Source organism: Lysobacter terrestris, assembly GCF_014489475.1.
GTDB lineage: Bacteria > Pseudomonadota > Gammaproteobacteria > Xanthomonadales > Xanthomonadaceae > Agrilutibacter > Agrilutibacter terrestris.
Map to the genome: position 1 here is coordinate 1,540,225 of NZ_CP060820.1, position 15,962 is coordinate 1,556,186.

16 protein-coding genes are annotated in these 15,962 nt (G+C 68.5%); 13 read left to right on the forward strand and 3 right to left on the reverse strand.

Features of this window, described 5'->3' with window-relative positions; translation table 11 throughout:
- Window positions 1-60 precede the first annotated feature (60 nt).
- The 10 genes from dnaN (at window position 61) to H8B22_RS07295 (ending at window position 10,625) form a co-directional block, all read left to right on the forward strand.
- A complete protein-coding gene (dnaN, locus tag H8B22_RS07250) occupies window positions 61-1,161 on the forward strand; it encodes a DNA polymerase III subunit beta (protein WP_187713415.1) in 1,101 nt (366 codons plus the stop codon).
- A 100-nt stretch (window positions 1,162-1,261) separates the two neighbouring features.
- On the forward strand, window positions 1,262-2,425 hold the full coding sequence (gene recF / locus H8B22_RS07255) for a DNA replication/repair protein RecF (RefSeq protein WP_187713416.1): 1,164 nt from the start codon (window positions 1,262-1,264) through the stop codon (window positions 2,423-2,425).
- Between the two features lie 137 nt (window positions 2,426-2,562).
- On the forward strand, window positions 2,563-5,046 hold the full coding sequence (gene gyrB / locus H8B22_RS07260) for a DNA topoisomerase (ATP-hydrolyzing) subunit B (RefSeq protein ID WP_187713417.1): 2,484 nt from the start codon (window positions 2,563-2,565) through the stop codon (window positions 5,044-5,046).
- 139 nt (window positions 5,047-5,185) lie between these two features.
- Window positions 5,186-5,992, forward strand: a complete 807-nt coding sequence (locus tag H8B22_RS07265; RefSeq protein ID WP_187713418.1) for a M48 family metallopeptidase — start codon at window positions 5,186-5,188, stop codon at window positions 5,990-5,992.
- A 115-nt stretch (window positions 5,993-6,107) separates the two neighbouring features.
- Window positions 6,108-7,325, forward strand: coding sequence for a tetratricopeptide repeat protein (locus tag H8B22_RS07270; protein ID WP_187713419.1), 1,218 nt, complete (start codon window positions 6,108-6,110; stop codon window positions 7,323-7,325).
- Window positions 7,326-7,488: 163 nt separating this feature from the next.
- A complete protein-coding gene (locus tag H8B22_RS07275) occupies window positions 7,489-8,160 on the forward strand; it encodes an energy transducer TonB (protein ID WP_187713420.1) in 672 nt (223 codons plus the stop codon).
- 78 nt (window positions 8,161-8,238) lie between these two features.
- Window positions 8,239-9,012: a MotA/TolQ/ExbB proton channel family protein gene (locus H8B22_RS07280; protein ID WP_187713421.1), complete on the forward strand. Its 774-nt coding sequence runs from the start codon at window positions 8,239-8,241 to the stop codon at window positions 9,010-9,012.
- Window positions 9,013-9,057: 45 nt separating this feature from the next.
- Complete coding sequence (locus H8B22_RS07285) at window positions 9,058-9,489, forward strand: ExbD/TolR family protein (RefSeq protein ID WP_187713422.1); 432 nt, start codon at window positions 9,058-9,060, stop codon at window positions 9,487-9,489.
- Window positions 9,490-9,511: 22 nt separating this feature from the next.
- A complete protein-coding gene (locus H8B22_RS07290) occupies window positions 9,512-9,928 on the forward strand; it encodes an ExbD/TolR family protein (RefSeq protein ID WP_187713423.1) in 417 nt (138 codons plus the stop codon).
- Between the two features lie 277 nt (window positions 9,929-10,205).
- Window positions 10,206-10,625: an ExbD/TolR family protein gene (locus H8B22_RS07295; protein ID WP_187713424.1), complete on the forward strand. Its 420-nt coding sequence runs from the start codon at window positions 10,206-10,208 to the stop codon at window positions 10,623-10,625.
- 107 nt (window positions 10,626-10,732) lie between these two features.
- Here the strand turns inward: H8B22_RS07295 and H8B22_RS07300 are convergent, their stop codons facing one another.
- The 3 genes from H8B22_RS07300 to cls all read right to left on the reverse strand — a co-directional run bounded on the left by H8B22_RS07300 (window position 10,733) and on the right by cls (window position 13,365).
- Entirely contained in the window at window positions 10,733-11,494 is a 762-nt protein-coding gene (locus H8B22_RS07300; RefSeq protein ID WP_187713425.1) for a pyridoxine 5'-phosphate synthase, read from the reverse strand.
- A 43-nt stretch (window positions 11,495-11,537) separates the two neighbouring features.
- Window positions 11,538-11,798 carry a hypothetical protein gene (locus tag H8B22_RS07305; protein WP_187713426.1) on the reverse strand — a complete coding sequence of 87 codons (261 nt, stop codon included), beginning with the start codon at window positions 11,796-11,798 and terminating at the stop codon, window positions 11,538-11,540.
- A 130-nt stretch (window positions 11,799-11,928) separates the two neighbouring features.
- Complete coding sequence (gene cls, locus H8B22_RS07310) at window positions 11,929-13,365, reverse strand: cardiolipin synthase (RefSeq protein WP_187713427.1); 1,437 nt, start codon at window positions 13,363-13,365, stop codon at window positions 11,929-11,931.
- Window positions 13,366-13,565: 200 nt separating this feature from the next.
- Here cls and H8B22_RS07315 point away from each other — a divergent pair, with 200 nt between their 5' ends.
- The 3 genes from H8B22_RS07315 to H8B22_RS07325 all read left to right on the forward strand — a co-directional run bounded on the left by H8B22_RS07315 (window position 13,566) and on the right by H8B22_RS07325 (window position 15,962).
- On the forward strand, window positions 13,566-14,654 hold the full coding sequence (locus tag H8B22_RS07315; protein ID WP_187713428.1) for a PA0069 family radical SAM protein: 1,089 nt from the start codon (window positions 13,566-13,568) through the stop codon (window positions 14,652-14,654).
- 146 nt (window positions 14,655-14,800) lie between these two features.
- Window positions 14,801-15,535, forward strand: a complete 735-nt coding sequence (locus tag H8B22_RS07320) for a sensor histidine kinase (RefSeq protein ID WP_187713429.1) — start codon at window positions 14,801-14,803, stop codon at window positions 15,533-15,535.
- Entirely contained in the window at window positions 15,525-15,962 is a 438-nt protein-coding gene (locus H8B22_RS07325; RefSeq protein ID WP_187713430.1) for a response regulator, read from the forward strand. Before H8B22_RS07320 ends, H8B22_RS07325 begins: the two co-directional genes overlap by 11 nt.

The following is a 15,962-nucleotide window of genomic DNA, read 5'->3' on the forward strand; positions in this document are numbered from 1 at the left end:
TCATCACCATGCTTTTGATTTATTCACTACTTTTGTTTTGGTACTGGGGAGCGGCCTCGAATGCGTTTCAGCCTGCAACGCGAAGTGTTCCTGAAGCCATTGGCGCAAGTCGTCAATGTCGTTGAGCGCCGGCAGACCCTGCCGGTCCTCGCCAACCTGCTGGTCCAGGTCACCGGCGGACAGCTCTCGCTGACCGGCACCGACCTGGAAGTCGAGATGGTCTCGCGCATCGCCGTCGACGACGCGCAGGATGGCGAGACCACGATCCCGGCGCGCAAGCTGTTCGAGATCGTCCGCGCCCTGCCCGACGGCTCCAAGGTCACCGTGTCGCAATCGGCCGAGAAGATCACCGTGCAGGCCGGCCGCTCGCGCTTCACCCTGTCGTCGCTGCCCGCCAACGATTTCCCCTCGATCGACGAGGTGGAAGCCACCGAACGCGTCCGGGTCGCCGAGGCCAGCCTGAAGGAACTGATCGAGCGCACCGCGTTCGCCATGGCCCAGCAGGACGTCCGCTACTACCTCAACGGCCTGCTGTTCGACCTGCGCGAAAGCAGCCTGCGTTGCGTGGCCACCGACGGCCACCGCCTGGCGCTGTGCGAAGCGCCGCTGGCAGCCGGTGCCAGTACCAAGCGCCAGATCATCGTGCCGCGCAAGGGCGTGACCGAGCTGCAGCGCCTGCTCGAAGGCGGCGAGCGCGAGCTGGAGCTGGAAATGGGCCGCAGCCACCTGCGGGTCAAGCGCGACGACGTCACCTTCACCAGCAAGCTCATCGACGGCCGCTTCCCGGACTACGAGGCGGTCATCCCGATCGGCGCCGACAAGGAAGTGAAGATCGACCGGGAAGTACTGCGTGCCTCGCTGCAACGCGCCGCGATCCTGTCGAACGAGAAGTACCGCGGCGTGCGCATCGAGGTCTCGCCCGGCCAGCTGAAGATCAGTGCCCACAACCCGGAACAGGAAGAAGCGCAGGAAGAAGTGGAGGCCGAGACCAAGGTCGGCGACCTCGCCGTGGGCTTCAACGTGAACTACCTGCTCGACGCCCTGACCGCCCTGCGCGACGAGACGGTGGTGATCGCCCTGCGCGATGCCAACTCCTCGGCCCTGGTGCGCGAAGCCGGCAACGAACGCTCCCGCCACGTGGTGATGCCGCTGCGGCTCTGACCGGTTCGTTATGTTTCACGTGGAACGCCCGGCTTGGCCGGGCGTTTTGCTTTCTGGCGGTCCGCGCTGGCGCGCCCGCCCCCCACGGTAGAGTTAGCCGATGCATGTCACCCGCCTGGACCTCCGCCAGCTTCGCCGTTTCGACGAGGTCACCCTTGCCCCCGGTTCCGGGCTCAACCTGATCACCGGCGACAACGGCGCCGGCAAGACCAGCGTCCTCGAGGGCCTGCACCTGATGGCCTACGGGCGCAGTTTCCGCGGCCGGGTGCGCGATGGCCTGGTGCGGGCGGGGCATCCGGCGCTCGAAGTGTTCGTGCAGTGGCAGGAGCGGGTCCCCGCCGGACCGGGCCGGGTCGATGCCGGCCGTGCGGATGCACCGGCCGCGGCCCCGCGCCTGCGCAAGGCCGGCCTGCGCCACAGCGGTCAGGGCTGGAGCGGGCGCCTGGACGGCAATGCCGTGGCCCATCTCGGCGAGCTGTGCGCGGCCTTGGCGGTGGTCAGCTTCGATCCGGGCAGCCACATCCTGGTCAGCGGTGGCGGCGAACCGCGCCGGCGCTTCCTCGACTGGGGTTTGTTCCACGTGGAACAGGACTTCCTCGGTCTGTGGCGCCGCTACTCCCGCGCCCTGCGCCAGCGCAATGCCCTGCTCAAGTCCCGTGCGTCGGGTGGACAGCTGGATGCCTGGGATCACGAACTGGCCGAAGCGGGTGAGCCGCTGACTCGGGCGCGCGAGGCCTACCTGGACGCGCTCGCGCCCCACTACACCGCCCTGCTGGCCGATCTGGTCCCCGGGGTCGGGCTGGGCTCGCTACGCTACGCCCCGGGTTGGCGCCGCGACGAGATGTCGCTGGCCGATGCCCTGTTGCTCAATCGCGACCGCGACCTGGCCAGCGGCCACACCTCCGCCGGCCCGCACCGCGCCGACTGGGCCCTGGCGTTCGCCGGCCTGCCCGGACGCGAGGCCTTGTCCCGCGGCCAAGCCAAGCTGACGGCGCTGGCGGCCCTGCTGGCCCAGGCCGAGCATTACGCGGCGCAACGGGGCGAGTGGCCAGTGGTGGCCCTGGACGACCTGGCCTCCGAGCTCGACCGCAGCCACCAGCGCCGGGTGCTCGAACGCCTCTTGGCCAGCGGCGCGCAGGTGTTCGTGACCGGCACGGAAGCGCCCCCCGCCCTGACGGGGTGGGATGCCGGTCCGATGCACGTGTTCCACGTGAAACACGGCACGGTCGAGGCCGGCGACACGGCCGGACCGGCCGTTCCCTGAGGCCCGCCCCGCAGGGCCCCGTGCCTGCCCTGCCCCGGCTATACTTCAAGCACGTATAGCTAAAGTGTATCGACGCGGTTCCCGGCCCTCCGGGCCGATCGCGTCGCCGGAGCCTGCTGCACCCCATGACGATCCCGATGCATAACGAGCACGTTGAGCACGAACCCGCGCAAGACGCGATCCCGGTCGAACCCTCCCAGACCTACGACTCCAGCAAGATCACGGTCCTCCGTGGCCTGGAAGCCGTGCGCAAGCGCCCGGGCATGTACATCGGCGACGTGCACGACGGCACCGGCCTGCACCACATGGTGTTCGAGGTCGTCGACAACTCGATCGACGAGGCCCTCGCCGGCCACGCCAACGAGGTGATCGTCACCCTGCACGACGACGGCTCCTGCTCGGTCTCGGACAACGGTCGCGGCATCCCGGTCGACATCCACAAGGAAGAAGGCGTCTCCGCGGCCGAGGTGATCCTCACCGTGCTGCACGCCGGCGGCAAGTTCGACGACAACAGCTACAAGGTTTCCGGCGGCCTGCACGGCGTCGGTGTCTCGGTGGTCAATGCGCTGTCCGAACACCTGTGGCTGGAGATCTGGCGCGACGGCGGCCACTACAAGCAGGAATACGCCCTGGGCGAGCCGATCTACCCGCTCAAGCGCCTGGAGGACTCGGGCAAGCGCGGCACCCTGCTCCGCTTCAAGCCCTCGGTCGAGATCTTCACCGACGTCGAATTCCACTACGACATCCTGGCCAAGCGCCTGCGCGAGCTGTCGTTCCTGAATTCCGGCGTCAAGATCACCCTCATCGACGAGCGCGGCGAAGGCAAGAAGGACGTCTTCCAGTACGAAGGTGGCATCCGCTCTTTCGTCGAGCACCTGGCCCAGCTCAAGACCCCGCTGCACCCGAACGTGATCGCGGTGAGCGGCGAGCAGAATGGCATCACCGTGGACGTCGCCCTGCAGTGGACCGACGCCTACCAGGAAACGATGTTCTGCTTCACTAACAACATCCCGCAGAAGGACGGCGGCACCCACCTCGCCGGCTTCCGCGCCGCGCTGACCCGCACCCTGTCGAATTACATCGAACAGAACGGCATCGCCAAGCAGGCCAAGATCAGCTTCACCGGCGACGACATGCGCGAAGGCCTGATCGCGGTGCTGTCGGTGAAGGTGCCGGACCCCTCGTTCTCGTCGCAGACCAAGGAAAAACTGGTCAGTTCCGACGTGAAGCCGGTAGTTGAAAGCACGTTCGGTGCACGTTTGGAGGAGTTCCTCCAGGAACACCCCAACGAGGCCCGCGCCATCGCCGGCAAGATCGTCGATGCGGCCCGTGCGCGCGAAGCCGCGCGCAAGGCCCGCGACCTGACTCGCCGCAAGGGCGCGCTGGATATCGCCGGCCTGCCCGGCAAGCTGGCCGACTGCCAGGAGAAGGATCCGGCCAAGTCGGAACTGTTCATCGTCGAGGGTGACTCGGCGGGTGGCTCGGCCAAGCAGGGTCGCAACCGCAAGACCCAGGCGATCCTGCCGCTCAAGGGCAAGATCCTCAACGTCGAGCGCGCCCGCTTCGACCGCATGCTGGGTTCTGCGGAAGTCGGCACGCTGATCACCGCGCTGGGCACCGGCATCGGCAAGGACGAGTACAACCCGGACAAGCTGCGCTACCACCGCATCATCCTGATGACCGACGCCGACGTCGACGGCTCGCACATCCGCACGCTGCTGCTGACGTTCTTCTACCGGCAGATGCCGGAGCTGCTCGAGCGCGGCCACATCTACATCGGCCTGCCGCCGCTGTACAAGATCAAGCAGGGCAAGAACGAGCTGTACCTGAAGGACGACGCGGCGCTCGATGCCTACCTCGCCGGCAACGCCGTCGAAGGCGCCTCGCTGGTGCCGGCCGACGGCGAACCGCCGATCACCGGCGGCGCGCTGGAGAAGCTGCTGCTCGCCTATGCGAGCGCGCGCGAAGCGATCGCGCGCAATGCGCACCGCTACGATCCCAGCGTGCTGGAAGCGCTGATCGATTTCACCCCGCTCGACGCTGCCACGCTCGCCAGCAACACCGACGAACGCCACGAACTCGACGCTCTGCAGGCGCGCCTCAACCGCACCGGCCTGGGCAAGCCGCGCTACCGCCTCGAACTGCACCACGGCCGTCAGGAGCACGCCACGGATGCGCGCCAGGCCGCCCTGCTCATGCACCGCACCCACATGGGTGTCGAACACACCCAGGTGCTGCCGATGGCCGCGTTCGAAGGCGGCGAACTGCGCGCGGTGCGCGAAGCGGCGGCGTTGCTGCACGGCTTGGTCCGCGACGGCGCGAAGATCCTGCGCGGCAACCGCGAACAGCCGGTGCACCGCTTCGCCGACGCACAGGCCTGGCTGATGGAAGAAGCCAAGAAGGGCCGGCAGATCCAGCGCTTCAAGGGCCTGGGCGAAATGAACCCCGAGCAGCTGTGGGACACCACGGTCAACCCGGACACGCGGCGCCTGCTGCAGGTGCGGATCGAGGACGCGGTCGCCGCCGACCAGATCTTCTCCACGCTGATGGGCGACGTGGTCGAACCGCGCCGCGAGTTCATCGAGGAAAACGCGCTGAAGGTCGCCAACCTCGACGTGTAAGCGCGAACGGGCAGCGGTGGTCATCCGCTGCCCTGTGCCGCCCGCACGCGCCCCTGCGCGCCGCGCGTCGGTTCGCGCAATTGACGAAGCGTTAATCCCCCGCGGACTACAAGCGATGCACCCATTCAGGAATCCGCCGATGAAGCGCCTGCTGCTCGTTGCCGCCATCACCACCCTGCTCGCCGGCTGCGCGACCACCACGTCACCGACCGGGCGCCGGCAGGTCGTGGGCGGCGTGTCCGAAGAACAGCTGGCGCAGCTGGGCGCGCAGGCCTTCGCCGAAACCAAGGCGAAGACGCCGCAGAGCACCGACGCGCGCCAGTCCGCCTACGTGCGCTGCGTGGTGCAGCGCGTGGTCGCGCAGCTGCCGCCGGACTGGCAGAACATCGGCTGGGAAACCGCGGTGTTCGTCGACAACTCGCCGAACGCATTCGCCCTGCCCGGCGGCAAGGTCGGCGTCAACACCGGCATCTTCACCGTCGCCAAGAACCAGGACCAGCTCGCGACGGTGATCGCGCACGAGGTTGGCCACGTGTATTCGCACCACCACAACGAACGCATCACCAAGCAGATGGGCACGCAGGGCTTGCTGCAGGTGGCCGGCGCACTCGCCGGCGCGCGCTACGGCCAGGGCGTGGGCAATGCCGTCGTGCAGGGCGGCGGCATCGCGGCGCAGGCCGGCTTCCTGCTGCCGAATTCGCGCGAACAGGAATCCGAAGCGGACGTGGTCGGCCAGCAGCTGATGGCGCGCGCCGGCTTCGACCCGCGCCAGGCGGTGAACCTGTGGCAGAACATGATCGCGGCCAGCGGCGGCCGTTCGCCGGAGTGGCTGTCGACCCACCCCAATCCGGAAACCCGCATCCGCGAACTCAACAGCCGCGCGGCCAGCCTGGTGCCGGTATTCGAACAGGCGCGCGCCAGCGGCCATACGCCCAAGTGTGGATAAACGGCGTCGCCGACTGCGCACAAAACCCCATATCGCCGGACCGGCCGTTTCTGTTAGCGTGGCGGCCCCCTGGCCCGACCCTTCCCCGCTCCGGGCTGCAACATAGGTGACTGCAATGACTTCCATTTCTACCCACCGCACCGTACTGGCTGCCGCCGTGGCTGCTGTGCTGGCGTTTGGTGCCGTCTCGCAGGTCCACGCGCAGAGCGCCGCCGAGCAGCGCCGCGCCGATCGCGAAGCCGCCCGCGCCGCCAAGAGCGGCAAGAGTGACAAGAAGGAAGTCGCCTACCCCAATGCAACGCGCAAGGAACCGGGCACCAAGGCGTCTGCCAAGGCCGGGCCGAAGCTGCAGAAGATGATGAAGCTGTACGACAGCGAGAAGCCGGCGGAAGCCCGCGCGGCCGCCGACGAAATCATCGCCAACGAATCCTTCAATGCCTACGATCGCGCCTTCGCCGCGCAGATTGCCGCGCAGATCGCGTACGAAGCCGACGACAGCAACGCCGCGGTCGCCTACCTCGACAAGGCCCTCGCCTTCGATGGCCTGGACAACAACGGCCACTACAACGCGATGCTGATGAAGGCGCAGCTGCAGTTGCAGGACGACAAGTACGCCGAAGGCCTGGTCTCGATCGACCGCTTCCTCAACGAAAGCAAGAGCACCAACCCCGAGCACCTGGTCATCAAGGGCAACGCGCTGTACCGCATGGAGAAGTACCCGGAAGCCGCGGCGGTGCTGAAGCAGGCCGTGGACGCCAGCCCGGATCCGCGCGCCGACTGGCAGCAGCTGCTGATGGCGGCCTACGCCGAGAGCGGCCAGGGTGACCAGGCCATCGCGATGGCCGAGAAGGTCGCCGCCAAGAGCCCGGCCGACAAGCGCGCGCAGATGAACCTGGCCGCGGTCTACCTGCAGGCGGACAAGTACGACAAGGCCGCCGCCACGCTGGAGAAGCTGCGCGCCGCCGGCCAGCTCACCGACGACCGCGACTACCGCCAGCTCTACTCCACCTACCTCAACCTGGATGGCAAGGAGAAGCAGGCGGCGGAAGTGATCAAGGAAGGCCTGGACAAGGGCATCCTCAAGCCCGACCACCAGGTGTATCTCGCCCTCGCGCAGTCCTACTATTTCTCGGAGCAGCCGATCCCCGCGATCGATGCCTACAAGAAGGCCGCGCCGCTGGACGACGATGGCGAGACCTACCTCAACCTGGCCCGGCTGCTGTGGCAGGAAGAGCGTGTCCCCGAGGCGAAGGAAGCCGCCAAGCAGGCCATCGCCAAGGGGCTGAAGAAGCCGGATGACGCCAAGAAGATCCTGGCGCTGCCGTCAAAATAAGCGCCACGCAGCACAAAAACCCCGATTCACGCTTGGAAGCCCGGGCGGTAATTGGTATATGCTAGGAGGTTCCTGCGATCTTGCCGATGCGAGCGCGGGAATCCGGAATCGAACATCGCCCGCGGCGCCCTGGCGTCCGGAATAACTTCCCGAGCTACGGCGAATGACGCAAGCCCTCGAAATCCATACCCACGACGACGACCAGCCCGAAGGTCTCAACTGGGCGCGCATCACGGGCATCAGCATGGCGCTGGCTGTCCACGTGGGCGCCCTGCTGTTGCTGCTGGCCCCGTTGGCCCCGCCGCCGGCGGAAAAGGCGAAAGAAGAGACCACGATCGTGAACATCGTGCGTCCGCCGCCGCCGCCCCCGCCGCCGCCGCCGCCGCCGCCGGAAGAGCCCAAGCCGCAGCCGATCCGTCAGCTGTCGCCGCCGCAGCCGACGCCGTTGCCGCCGCCGCCGGAACAGCCGCCGATCGAGGTCGATGACCCGAGCCCGGTGGACCTGCCGCCGGTGCCGCCGTCGCCGCCGGCCCCGCCGCGTCCGTCGGAAACGATCGCCGGTTCGATCGACCCGTCGTCGCAGCGCATGAACCCGCCGGACTACCCGGCCGCCGCGGTCCGCTCGGGCATCACCGGTACGGTGGTGATCCTGGTCGACATCGACGCGCAGGGTAATGTCCTCAACGTCCGCGTCGAGAAGTCCAGCCGCAACCGCGACCTCGACCGCGCCGCCCAGGACGCGCCGAAGAAGAAGAAGTGGCGCTTCAACCCGGCCAAGGAAAATGGCCAGGCCGTGCCTAGCACCGTGCGCGTGCCGGTCGTCTTCAATCTCTAAGTTCCACCCCCCGGCCTTGGCGCCGGGGTGACTGTTGTAATTAGCAATTCCACCTTCCACGACTAAAAGGTAAGCGTCATGTTGCAGGAAACCACCGCCGCTGCTGCGGCTCAAACCGGCGGCTCCAACGCCGCCGCTCTGTCGCAGATGGGCTTCGGCAATCTGCTGCAGGAAATGCTCTCCAACCCGGGCCACTTCGCCGTCTCCTGGGCGGTGTTGCTGACCCTCACCCTGATGTCGGTGCTCTCGATCTACTGGATCGTCACCAACTTCATCAAGAACGTGCGCCTGAAGGGCACCTCCGACCGCGTGATCAGCACGTTCTGGGAAACCCCGAACGCGCAGGACGCCATCCGCTTCATGGAAGAGCAGCCGCGCTTCGAACCGTTCTCGAAGATCGCCCTCGACGCCGCCCAGGCCGCCGCGCACCACCAGCGCCACGAAGGTTCGCGCCTGGTCGAGTCGCTGAACCGCTCCGAGTTCGTTGACCGCGCCCTGCGCCAGGGCGTGACCCGCGAATCCTCGCGCCTGGAGTCCGGCCTGACCGTGCTCGCCACCGTCGGTTCGACCGCGCCGTTCGTCGGCCTGCTCGGCACCGTGTGGGGCATCTACGGCGCGCTGATCCGCATCGGCGCCTCGGGCAACGCCTCGATCGACGCCGTCGCCGGTCCGGTGGGTGAAGCGCTGATCATGACCGCGATCGGTCTGTTCGTCGCGATCCCGGCCGTGCTTGCGTACAACTTCTTCACCCGCCTGAATCGCGTGACGAACAACAAGTTCGACACCTTCGCGCACGACCTGCACGACTTCTTCGCCACCGGCTCGCGCGTCGGCGAAGTCGGCAAGCGCTGATCCACGTCCCACAGGTCCGTTCAGTAGTCGCTCCGGAGTTCGAACATGGCTTTCAGTTCAGATAGTGGTGGTGGCAAGCCGATGGCGGAAATCAACGTCACGCCGCTTGTCGACGTGATGCTGGTGCTGCTCATCATCTTCATGATCACCGCGCCGCTGATGACGCATAAGGTCAAGGTCGATCTGCCGGAAGCGAACCTGGACAAGCGCGAGGACCCCAGCGGTCCGCGCGCCACGCCGATCACCATCGCGGTGGAGGAAAGCGGCGCCCTGTACTGGAACGACGAACCGGTCACCAAGAGCGTGATCGAGAGCCGTTTCTCGGTCGAGGCGCAGAAGACCCCGCAGCCGCAGGTCAACGTGCGTGGCGACAAGACCGCCAAGTACAAGCTGGTGCAGGAAGTCGTGCAGGTCGCCCAGCAGCAGGGCATGCGCAAGGTCGGTTTCGTGGCGATCAAGGATCGCTCGGGCCAGTAACCGCTAACCGGAGAAACAAGTCATGGCATTTGCAAGTGGTTCCGGCGGCGGTCCGATGGCCGACATCAACGTCACGCCGCTCGTCGACGTGATGCTGGTGTTGCTGATCATCTTCATGGTCACCGCGCCGATCCTGTCCTACCCGATCGACGTCAACCTGCCGCAGCGCACGTTGAATCCGCCGAAGAATCCGAAGACCCCGCCGCCGCCGATCAGCCTGCGCATCGACGCCAGCGGCACCATCTTCTGGAACGATTCGCCGGTCGACGTCCGCGTGCTGCAGCAGCAGATGGTCAATGAGGTCGCCAAGGACCCCACCAACCAGCCGCTGCTCGAAATCGATGTGAACCCGGATGCCGATTACGGCATCCTCGCCAAGGTCCTGGCCCACGCGAAGAACGCCGACATGCAGAAGATCGGCTTCGTCCAGCCGCAGTAAGCCTGGCAAACGCTTCATCGCTTACCGCAACAAGTCGTGAAAACGCCGCCTCCGGGCGGCGTTTTTTTATGCGCGCGATTCTGGTGGTTCGTGTGTGGCGGGTACGCGGCGCCGGCCTGCGCCATGAAGCCGACGCGCCGGTTAACCCCGCGGCGCCCTTGCCAACGTTGCGAACCGGGGCGTAGCGTGGATTCCGGGTCTTCGGTGTTCACCGGCGCAACCCGCCGCCGGTGCGAACACCGTGCAGCGGTTCCCAACGTGAGCTCAGGAGGGGTCCATGGCAACTTCGGTATTCGCGCACGATTCCCGTGGAACGACGCAGCCGCGGGCGATGGCGGAAATGAACATCACGCCGTTGGTCGACGTCATGCTGGTGCTGCTGATCATCTTCATGGTGGCCGCGCCGATGGCCACGCGCTCGATCGAGATGCGATTGCCGCAGGCGTCGCCTCGGCCACAGACTGAAAAACCGCCGCAGCTCGAGTTGCTGGTGCAGGGCGAGGGCCGCTTCATCCTCGACGGCGCCGTGCTGACGCGCGACGCTCTGGCCGCAGTGTTGGCGCAGACCGCACGCACCGCGCCGGACACGGTCGTCAACGTCAGGGTGAGCGAGGACGCCGACTACCAGGCGTTCACCACGGCGATCGCGACCACGCGCCGCAGCGGCCTGAGCAACGTCGCGCTGCAGGAAAAATAAGCGGGGCGGCGAACCGGCCGCGGCGACGCATGCGCCGCGGCGTCGCCAGCGGTTGTGCATCCGCAGTTGCATGTGCGGCGGCGCCGGTCGCGCCGGCAGCCGACGCCTCAGACCGACCCGAGCAGCGCCAGGTAGTTGCGCACCGTGGTCGCCAGCCCGGCGTACAGCGCTTCGCCGATGAGGGCGTGGCCGATCGACACTTCCTGCACGTTGGGCACGGCGCGCAGGAATTCGCCGAGGTTGTCCAGGCTCAGGTCGTGGCCGGCATTCACCGCCAGGCCGGCCGCCTGCGCGCGGCGCGCGGTGGCGGCGAACCGCGCCAGCATCGCGCGCGCATCACCGGCGGCGTGCGCCTCGGCGTAGGGGCCGGTGTACAGCTCGACGCGCTCGGCGCCGACGGCGGCCGCGTGGCGCATGTCGTCGTCGGCATCGCCGTGCGCGTCGGCGAACAGGCTGACCCGGCACTGCAACGCCTTCAGTCGCGCCACCAGCGGTTGCAGCGCCGCCGCGTCGCGGGCGAAGTCGAAGCCGTGGTCGGAGGTGAGTTGCGCATCGCCGTCGGGCACCAGCGTCGCCTGCGCCGGCCGGACCTGTTCGCACAGGGCGAGGAAGCCCGGATAGCCCGCGCGGGGCGGGGCGAACGGGTTGCCTTCGAGGTTGAATTCGACGCCGTACTCGCGCGTCAGCTCCGCCAGCGCGTAGACGTCGTCGGCGCGGATGTGGCGCGCGTCGGGACGCGGGTGCACGGTGATGCCGTGTGCGCCGGCATCCAGGCAGGCGCGCGCGGCGCGGACGACATCGGGTTCGCCGCCGCCGCGCGAATTGCGCAGCACCGCGATCTTGTTGACGTTGACGCTGAGGACGGTCATGGCCGCCAGTTTACGGCAGCGGCGCGGTGCCCCCGGCGTGGGCTCAGCGCGGCAGCTCGCTCGACGCGGTCGCGGCCAGCCTGCGCGCCTCGGCCTGTTCGCGCAGGCGGCGCAACTCTTCCGGGTCGAGCATCATCTGCTCCTCGCGCGAGCGGCTGCCGATCTTGTCCGCGGCGAGCTTCAGCACGAACAGCACGAGCAGGACCAGGGCGACGATCAGACCGAGTGCGACGACCGCGGGCGAGGAGGTGGTGAAGGCCACCCACAGGGAACCGAAGGCGAGCAGCAGGAACAACCAGGCCATTGGGGCAACTCCAGGGTGCGTGGCCGCAGTGTAGCGCGGCGCACGGCCGTCGATTCGTGCGCCATGCCCGCCGGCCACGCGGTCGATCCGTGGGTGCGATCGCGGGCCATTCCGCGCCGCGACGGCGGGGCTACAGCACCGGCGACACCAGCCGTGCCAGCGCCTCGGGCAGCCGCGCCTGGAACAGCGGCCGCGCCCGTTCCGCGAGCACGCGCGTGGCGCCGGCGCACTCGCGCTCGAGCAGCGTCGCCAGTTCGGCGCACAGGCGGGCGTCGCCGCACATCAGCGAGACCTCGAAGTTGAGGCGGAAGCTGCGGTGGTCGAAGTTGGCGCTGCCGATGATGCACAGGTCGTCGTCGCACAGCAGCGCCTTGGTGTGCAGCATGCGCGGGCCGTACTCGTAGATCTGCACCCCGGCGACGAGCAGCTCGTCGAAGTAGGAGCGCGCGGCCAACGTGACCAGGCGGCTGTCGCTGCGCCGCGGCACCAGCAGGCGCACGTCCAGGCCGCCCAGCGCCGCCGAGGTCAGCGCCATGCGCGCGGCCTCGCCGGGCACGAAGTAGGGCGTGGCCAGCCAGACCCGGCGTCGCGCCGAATGGATCGCGCCCACGTGCAGGCGATGGATCGCTTCCCACGACGAATCCGGCCCAGACACCAGCACCTGCATGGGAATGCGACCGGCATGCGGTGCCGGGGCGGGCAGGGCGAGCGGCGGCGCGCCGGTCGCGTAGGCCCAGTCCTCGATGAAGACCAGCTGCAGCGAACCCACCACGTTGCCCTCCACGCGCACGTGCAGGTCGCGGTACGCGTCCTCGCGCAGGCGCTCGTCCTCGTCGTCGGTGATGTTGATGCCGCCGGTGTAGGCGATACGGCCGTCGATCACCACGATCTTGCGGTGGCTGCGCAGGTTCAGCCACGGCCGCTTCCACACCTGGCCGAAACGGGTGGGGTGGAACCACGCCAGCTCGCCGCCCGCCGCGACCAGTTCGTCGAAGAAACGCCGCGGCGTCTTGCCGGAACCGACCGCGTCGAGCAGCAGGCGCACCTTGACCCCGGCGCGGGCGCGTTCGACCAGCGCATCGCGCAGCGCGGCGCCGGTGCGGTCGGGATAGAAGATGTAGTACTCCAGGTGCACGTGCTCGGTTGCGCCGGCGATGTCGCGCAGCAGCGCCGCGTACTTGGCGCCGCCGTCGATCAGCAGCTGCGCCGAAGTGGCGGTCGTCGGCGGCAGGCCGGTGGTGGCCTGGGCCAGGCGCGCGAGCTCGATCGCTTCGGGGCTGGGCTTGAAGCCGTCCGGCAGCGGCGGGAACTTCGCCTTCGCGCGCACGCGGCGCAGGCGCTGGCGGTGGATGCGCTGCGGGCCGAGCAGGTAGTAGATGGCGAAGCCGATGTAGGGCAATGCGGCGAGGCTGACCAGCCAGCTCAGCGTGGCGACCGGTTCGCGCTTCTGCAGCACGATCCAGCCGCCCAGCCCGAGCAGGTACACCGCCCAGGCGAGGGTCAGGTAGAGCTTGAGGTGCGGGACCGCGAGGAGGGCGGTCCAGAGGTCGCGCAGGGCGTCGGGCATGCGGATCCGGGAGGGTTTCGTCGGGCGGCATCGCGGTGGCCGCGACGCGGCGAGCGTATCCCATTGCCGCGCGGTGCCCTTGGCCTGCCGCCGCGGCGACGCGCTTCCCCCGTTCAGCGGGACCGGTTTGCCAATTAGTAATATTGCTAATAATCTGCCATCCCGCAGACCTGCCGCGCGCCACCGCGCCGCGAACGCCGATGGAAGACGCCTACAAACCCGGAGCCCCGATCAAAGGCCGCGGCGCGGCGTCGTACGTGCACGGCCGCTACGCCGTCACCACCACCCAGGGCGTGGACGACGGCTGGGGCTCGGTCTACGCCGGCCTGGCCGAGGCGCCGCGGCCGGCGACCACGGTCACCGAGGAGCACGCGCGCAGCATCGTCAGCCGCAACGATTCGCCCGACATCGGCTTCGCCGCCTCGGTGAATCCCTACCGCGGTTGCGAACACGGCTGCGTGTACTGCTTCGCCCGGCCGTCGCACGCCTACCTCGACCTGTCGCCGGGGCTCGACTTCGAGACCCGGCTGTTCGCCAAGACCAACGCCGCCGAACGCCTGCGCGCGGAACTGTCGCGCCCGTCCTACCGCTGCACGCCGATCGCGTTGGGCATCAACACCGACGCCTACCAGCCGATCGAGCGTCGCTACCGCATCACCCGCCAATGCCTGGAAGTGCTGGCGGAAACGAAACACCCGCTCAGCTTCATCACCAAGAGCGCGTTGATCGAGCGCGACATCGACCTGCTGGCGGCAATGGCGCGCGAGCGCCTGGTCAACGTGTACTTCTCCGTCACCACGCTCGACAACCACCTCGCCGCGAAGATGGAACCGCGCGCCTCCGCCCCGCACGCCAAGCTGCGGGCGATGCAGGCGCTGCATGAAGCGGGCGTGCCCGTTGGCGTGATGGCCGCGCCGATGATCCCGATGCTCAACGACCGCGAGCTCGAACACATCCTCGAAGCCGCTTACGACAACGGCGCGCGCGCCGCCGGCTACGTGCTGCTGCGCTTGCCGCACGAACTCAAGCAGGTCTGGCGCGAATGGCTGGAGCTGCATTACCCCGATCGCGCCGCGCACGTGATGAGCCTGGTCCAGCAGATGCGCGGCGGCAAGGATTACGACAGCGGCTTCGGCAAGCGCATGCGCGGCGAAGGGCCGTTCGCGCAGCTGTTGCAGCAACGCTTCGCCAAGGCGCATGCGCGGCTCGGCTTCGGCCGCTTGCCGCCGCTGGACGCCAGCCGCTTCACGCCACCGCGGGCGGCGTCGCCGCAGGGCGAGTTGTTCTGAGAGGAATCACCGCGGCCGCGGTTTGAGGTCCGGCCCGGAAAGCGCACACGCCGATGTCCGCAGGCATTGCGATGTGTGGGCACTCCTCACGACGTGGAGCGATGGCGGCGCGGCATAATCGGACCGACCGTTGCCGCCGTCAGTCCATGACCGAAGCCGACCCCCAGCTCGCTGCGCTCGAAGCCGCCCGCCGGCAGCTGCAGCTGCTGACCGATGCGATCACCCACGACCTGCGCGCGCCGTTGCGGGCGATCGACGGATTCGCCGGGCACCTGGCCGGCAGCGCCCACGAACGCCTGCAACCGCACGAGCGCGAGCAACTCGCGCGCATCCGCGCCGCCGCCACGCGCATGGGCGGCCTGCTCGACAAGCTCGGCGAGCTCTCGCGCGCCACCCATGTGGCGCTGCAGCCGGCGCCGGTCGATCTCAGCCTGCTGGCCGAATGGGTGCTTGCCGACCTGCAGGCCGCCGAGCCCGGGCGCCAGGCCGAAGTGCACGTCCAGCCCGGGCTGCGCGCGCACGGCGACGAGCGCCTGCTGCGGCAACTGCTCGCCGAGCTGCTGCACAACGCCTGGGCGTTCTCCGCGGCGGCGCCGCAGACCCGCATCGACGTGAGCGGCCGGCAGGAATCCGGCCGTTTCGTCCTCAGCATCCGCGACGCCGGCATCGGCTTCGACCCGCGCTACCTGGGCAAGCTGTTCGAACCGCTGCAGCGCCTGCACGGCGTGGGGCAGGGCGCGGGCCACGGCCTGGGCCTGGCCATCGCCCGCCGCATCGCCGAACGCCACGGCGGCCGCATCAGCGCGATTTCACAAACCGGTGACGGCGCGACCTTCACTGTCGAACTGCCGGACGCGCGAGAGACGCCGCATGGCGCATAAAGACATCCTGCTGGTGGAAGACAATCCCGACGACGTCGAGCTGACCCGGCTCGCGTTCGAGGAGGCGAACGTCGCCAACCGCATGATCGTGGTGCGCGACGGCGCCGAGGCGCTCGACTACCTGTTCGCGCGCGGCCGCTACGCCGAGCGCGACCCGCGCGAGCTGCCGTCGATCGTGCTGCTCGACCTCAACCTGCCCAAGCTCGACGGCCGCGAAGTGCTGCAGGCGATCCGCGCCGAACCGGCCACGCGCGAGTTGCCGGTGGTGGTGCTGACCACCAGCGCCGAGCCCTTCGATGTCGAGGCCAGCTACGCGCTGGGCGTGAACAGCTACATCCAGAAGCCGGTGGATTTCGAGCAGTTCGTGTGGGCGGTGCGCCAGGTCGGCCTGTACTGGCTGGTGCTGAACCAGCCGCGCGTGGCCTGA

Bases quoted from the DNA above. Each gene is read 5' to 3' on its own strand.
- dnaN (WP_187713415.1), top strand. From the start codon at position 61: ATGCGTTTCAGCCTGCAACGCGAAGTGTTCCTGAAGCCATTGGCGCAA.
- recF (WP_187713416.1), top strand. From the start codon at position 1,262: ATGCATGTCACCCGCCTGGACCTCCGCCAGCTTCGCCGTTTCGACGAG.
- gyrB (WP_187713417.1), top strand. From the start codon at position 2,563: ATGCATAACGAGCACGTTGAGCACGAACCCGCGCAAGACGCGATCCCG.
- H8B22_RS07265 (WP_187713418.1), top strand. From the start codon at position 5,186: ATGAAGCGCCTGCTGCTCGTTGCCGCCATCACCACCCTGCTCGCCGGC.
- H8B22_RS07270 (WP_187713419.1), top strand. From the start codon at position 6,108: ATGACTTCCATTTCTACCCACCGCACCGTACTGGCTGCCGCCGTGGCT.
- H8B22_RS07275 (WP_187713420.1), top strand. From the start codon at position 7,489: ATGACGCAAGCCCTCGAAATCCATACCCACGACGACGACCAGCCCGAA.
- H8B22_RS07280 (WP_187713421.1), top strand. From the start codon at position 8,239: ATGTTGCAGGAAACCACCGCCGCTGCTGCGGCTCAAACCGGCGGCTCC.
- H8B22_RS07285 (WP_187713422.1), top strand. From the start codon at position 9,058: ATGGCTTTCAGTTCAGATAGTGGTGGTGGCAAGCCGATGGCGGAAATC.
- H8B22_RS07290 (WP_187713423.1), top strand. From the start codon at position 9,512: ATGGCATTTGCAAGTGGTTCCGGCGGCGGTCCGATGGCCGACATCAAC.
- H8B22_RS07295 (WP_187713424.1), top strand. From the start codon at position 10,206: ATGGCAACTTCGGTATTCGCGCACGATTCCCGTGGAACGACGCAGCCG.
- H8B22_RS07300 (WP_187713425.1), bottom strand. From the start codon at position 11,494: ATGACCGTCCTCAGCGTCAACGTCAACAAGATCGCGGTGCTGCGCAAT.
- H8B22_RS07305 (WP_187713426.1), bottom strand. From the start codon at position 11,798: ATGGCCTGGTTGTTCCTGCTGCTCGCCTTCGGTTCCCTGTGGGTGGCC.
- cls (WP_187713427.1), bottom strand. From the start codon at position 13,365: ATGCCCGACGCCCTGCGCGACCTCTGGACCGCCCTCCTCGCGGTCCCG.
- H8B22_RS07315 (WP_187713428.1), top strand. From the start codon at position 13,566: ATGGAAGACGCCTACAAACCCGGAGCCCCGATCAAAGGCCGCGGCGCG.
- H8B22_RS07320 (WP_187713429.1), top strand. From the start codon at position 14,801: ATGACCGAAGCCGACCCCCAGCTCGCTGCGCTCGAAGCCGCCCGCCGG.
- H8B22_RS07325 (WP_187713430.1), top strand. From the start codon at position 15,525: ATGGCGCATAAAGACATCCTGCTGGTGGAAGACAATCCCGACGACGTC.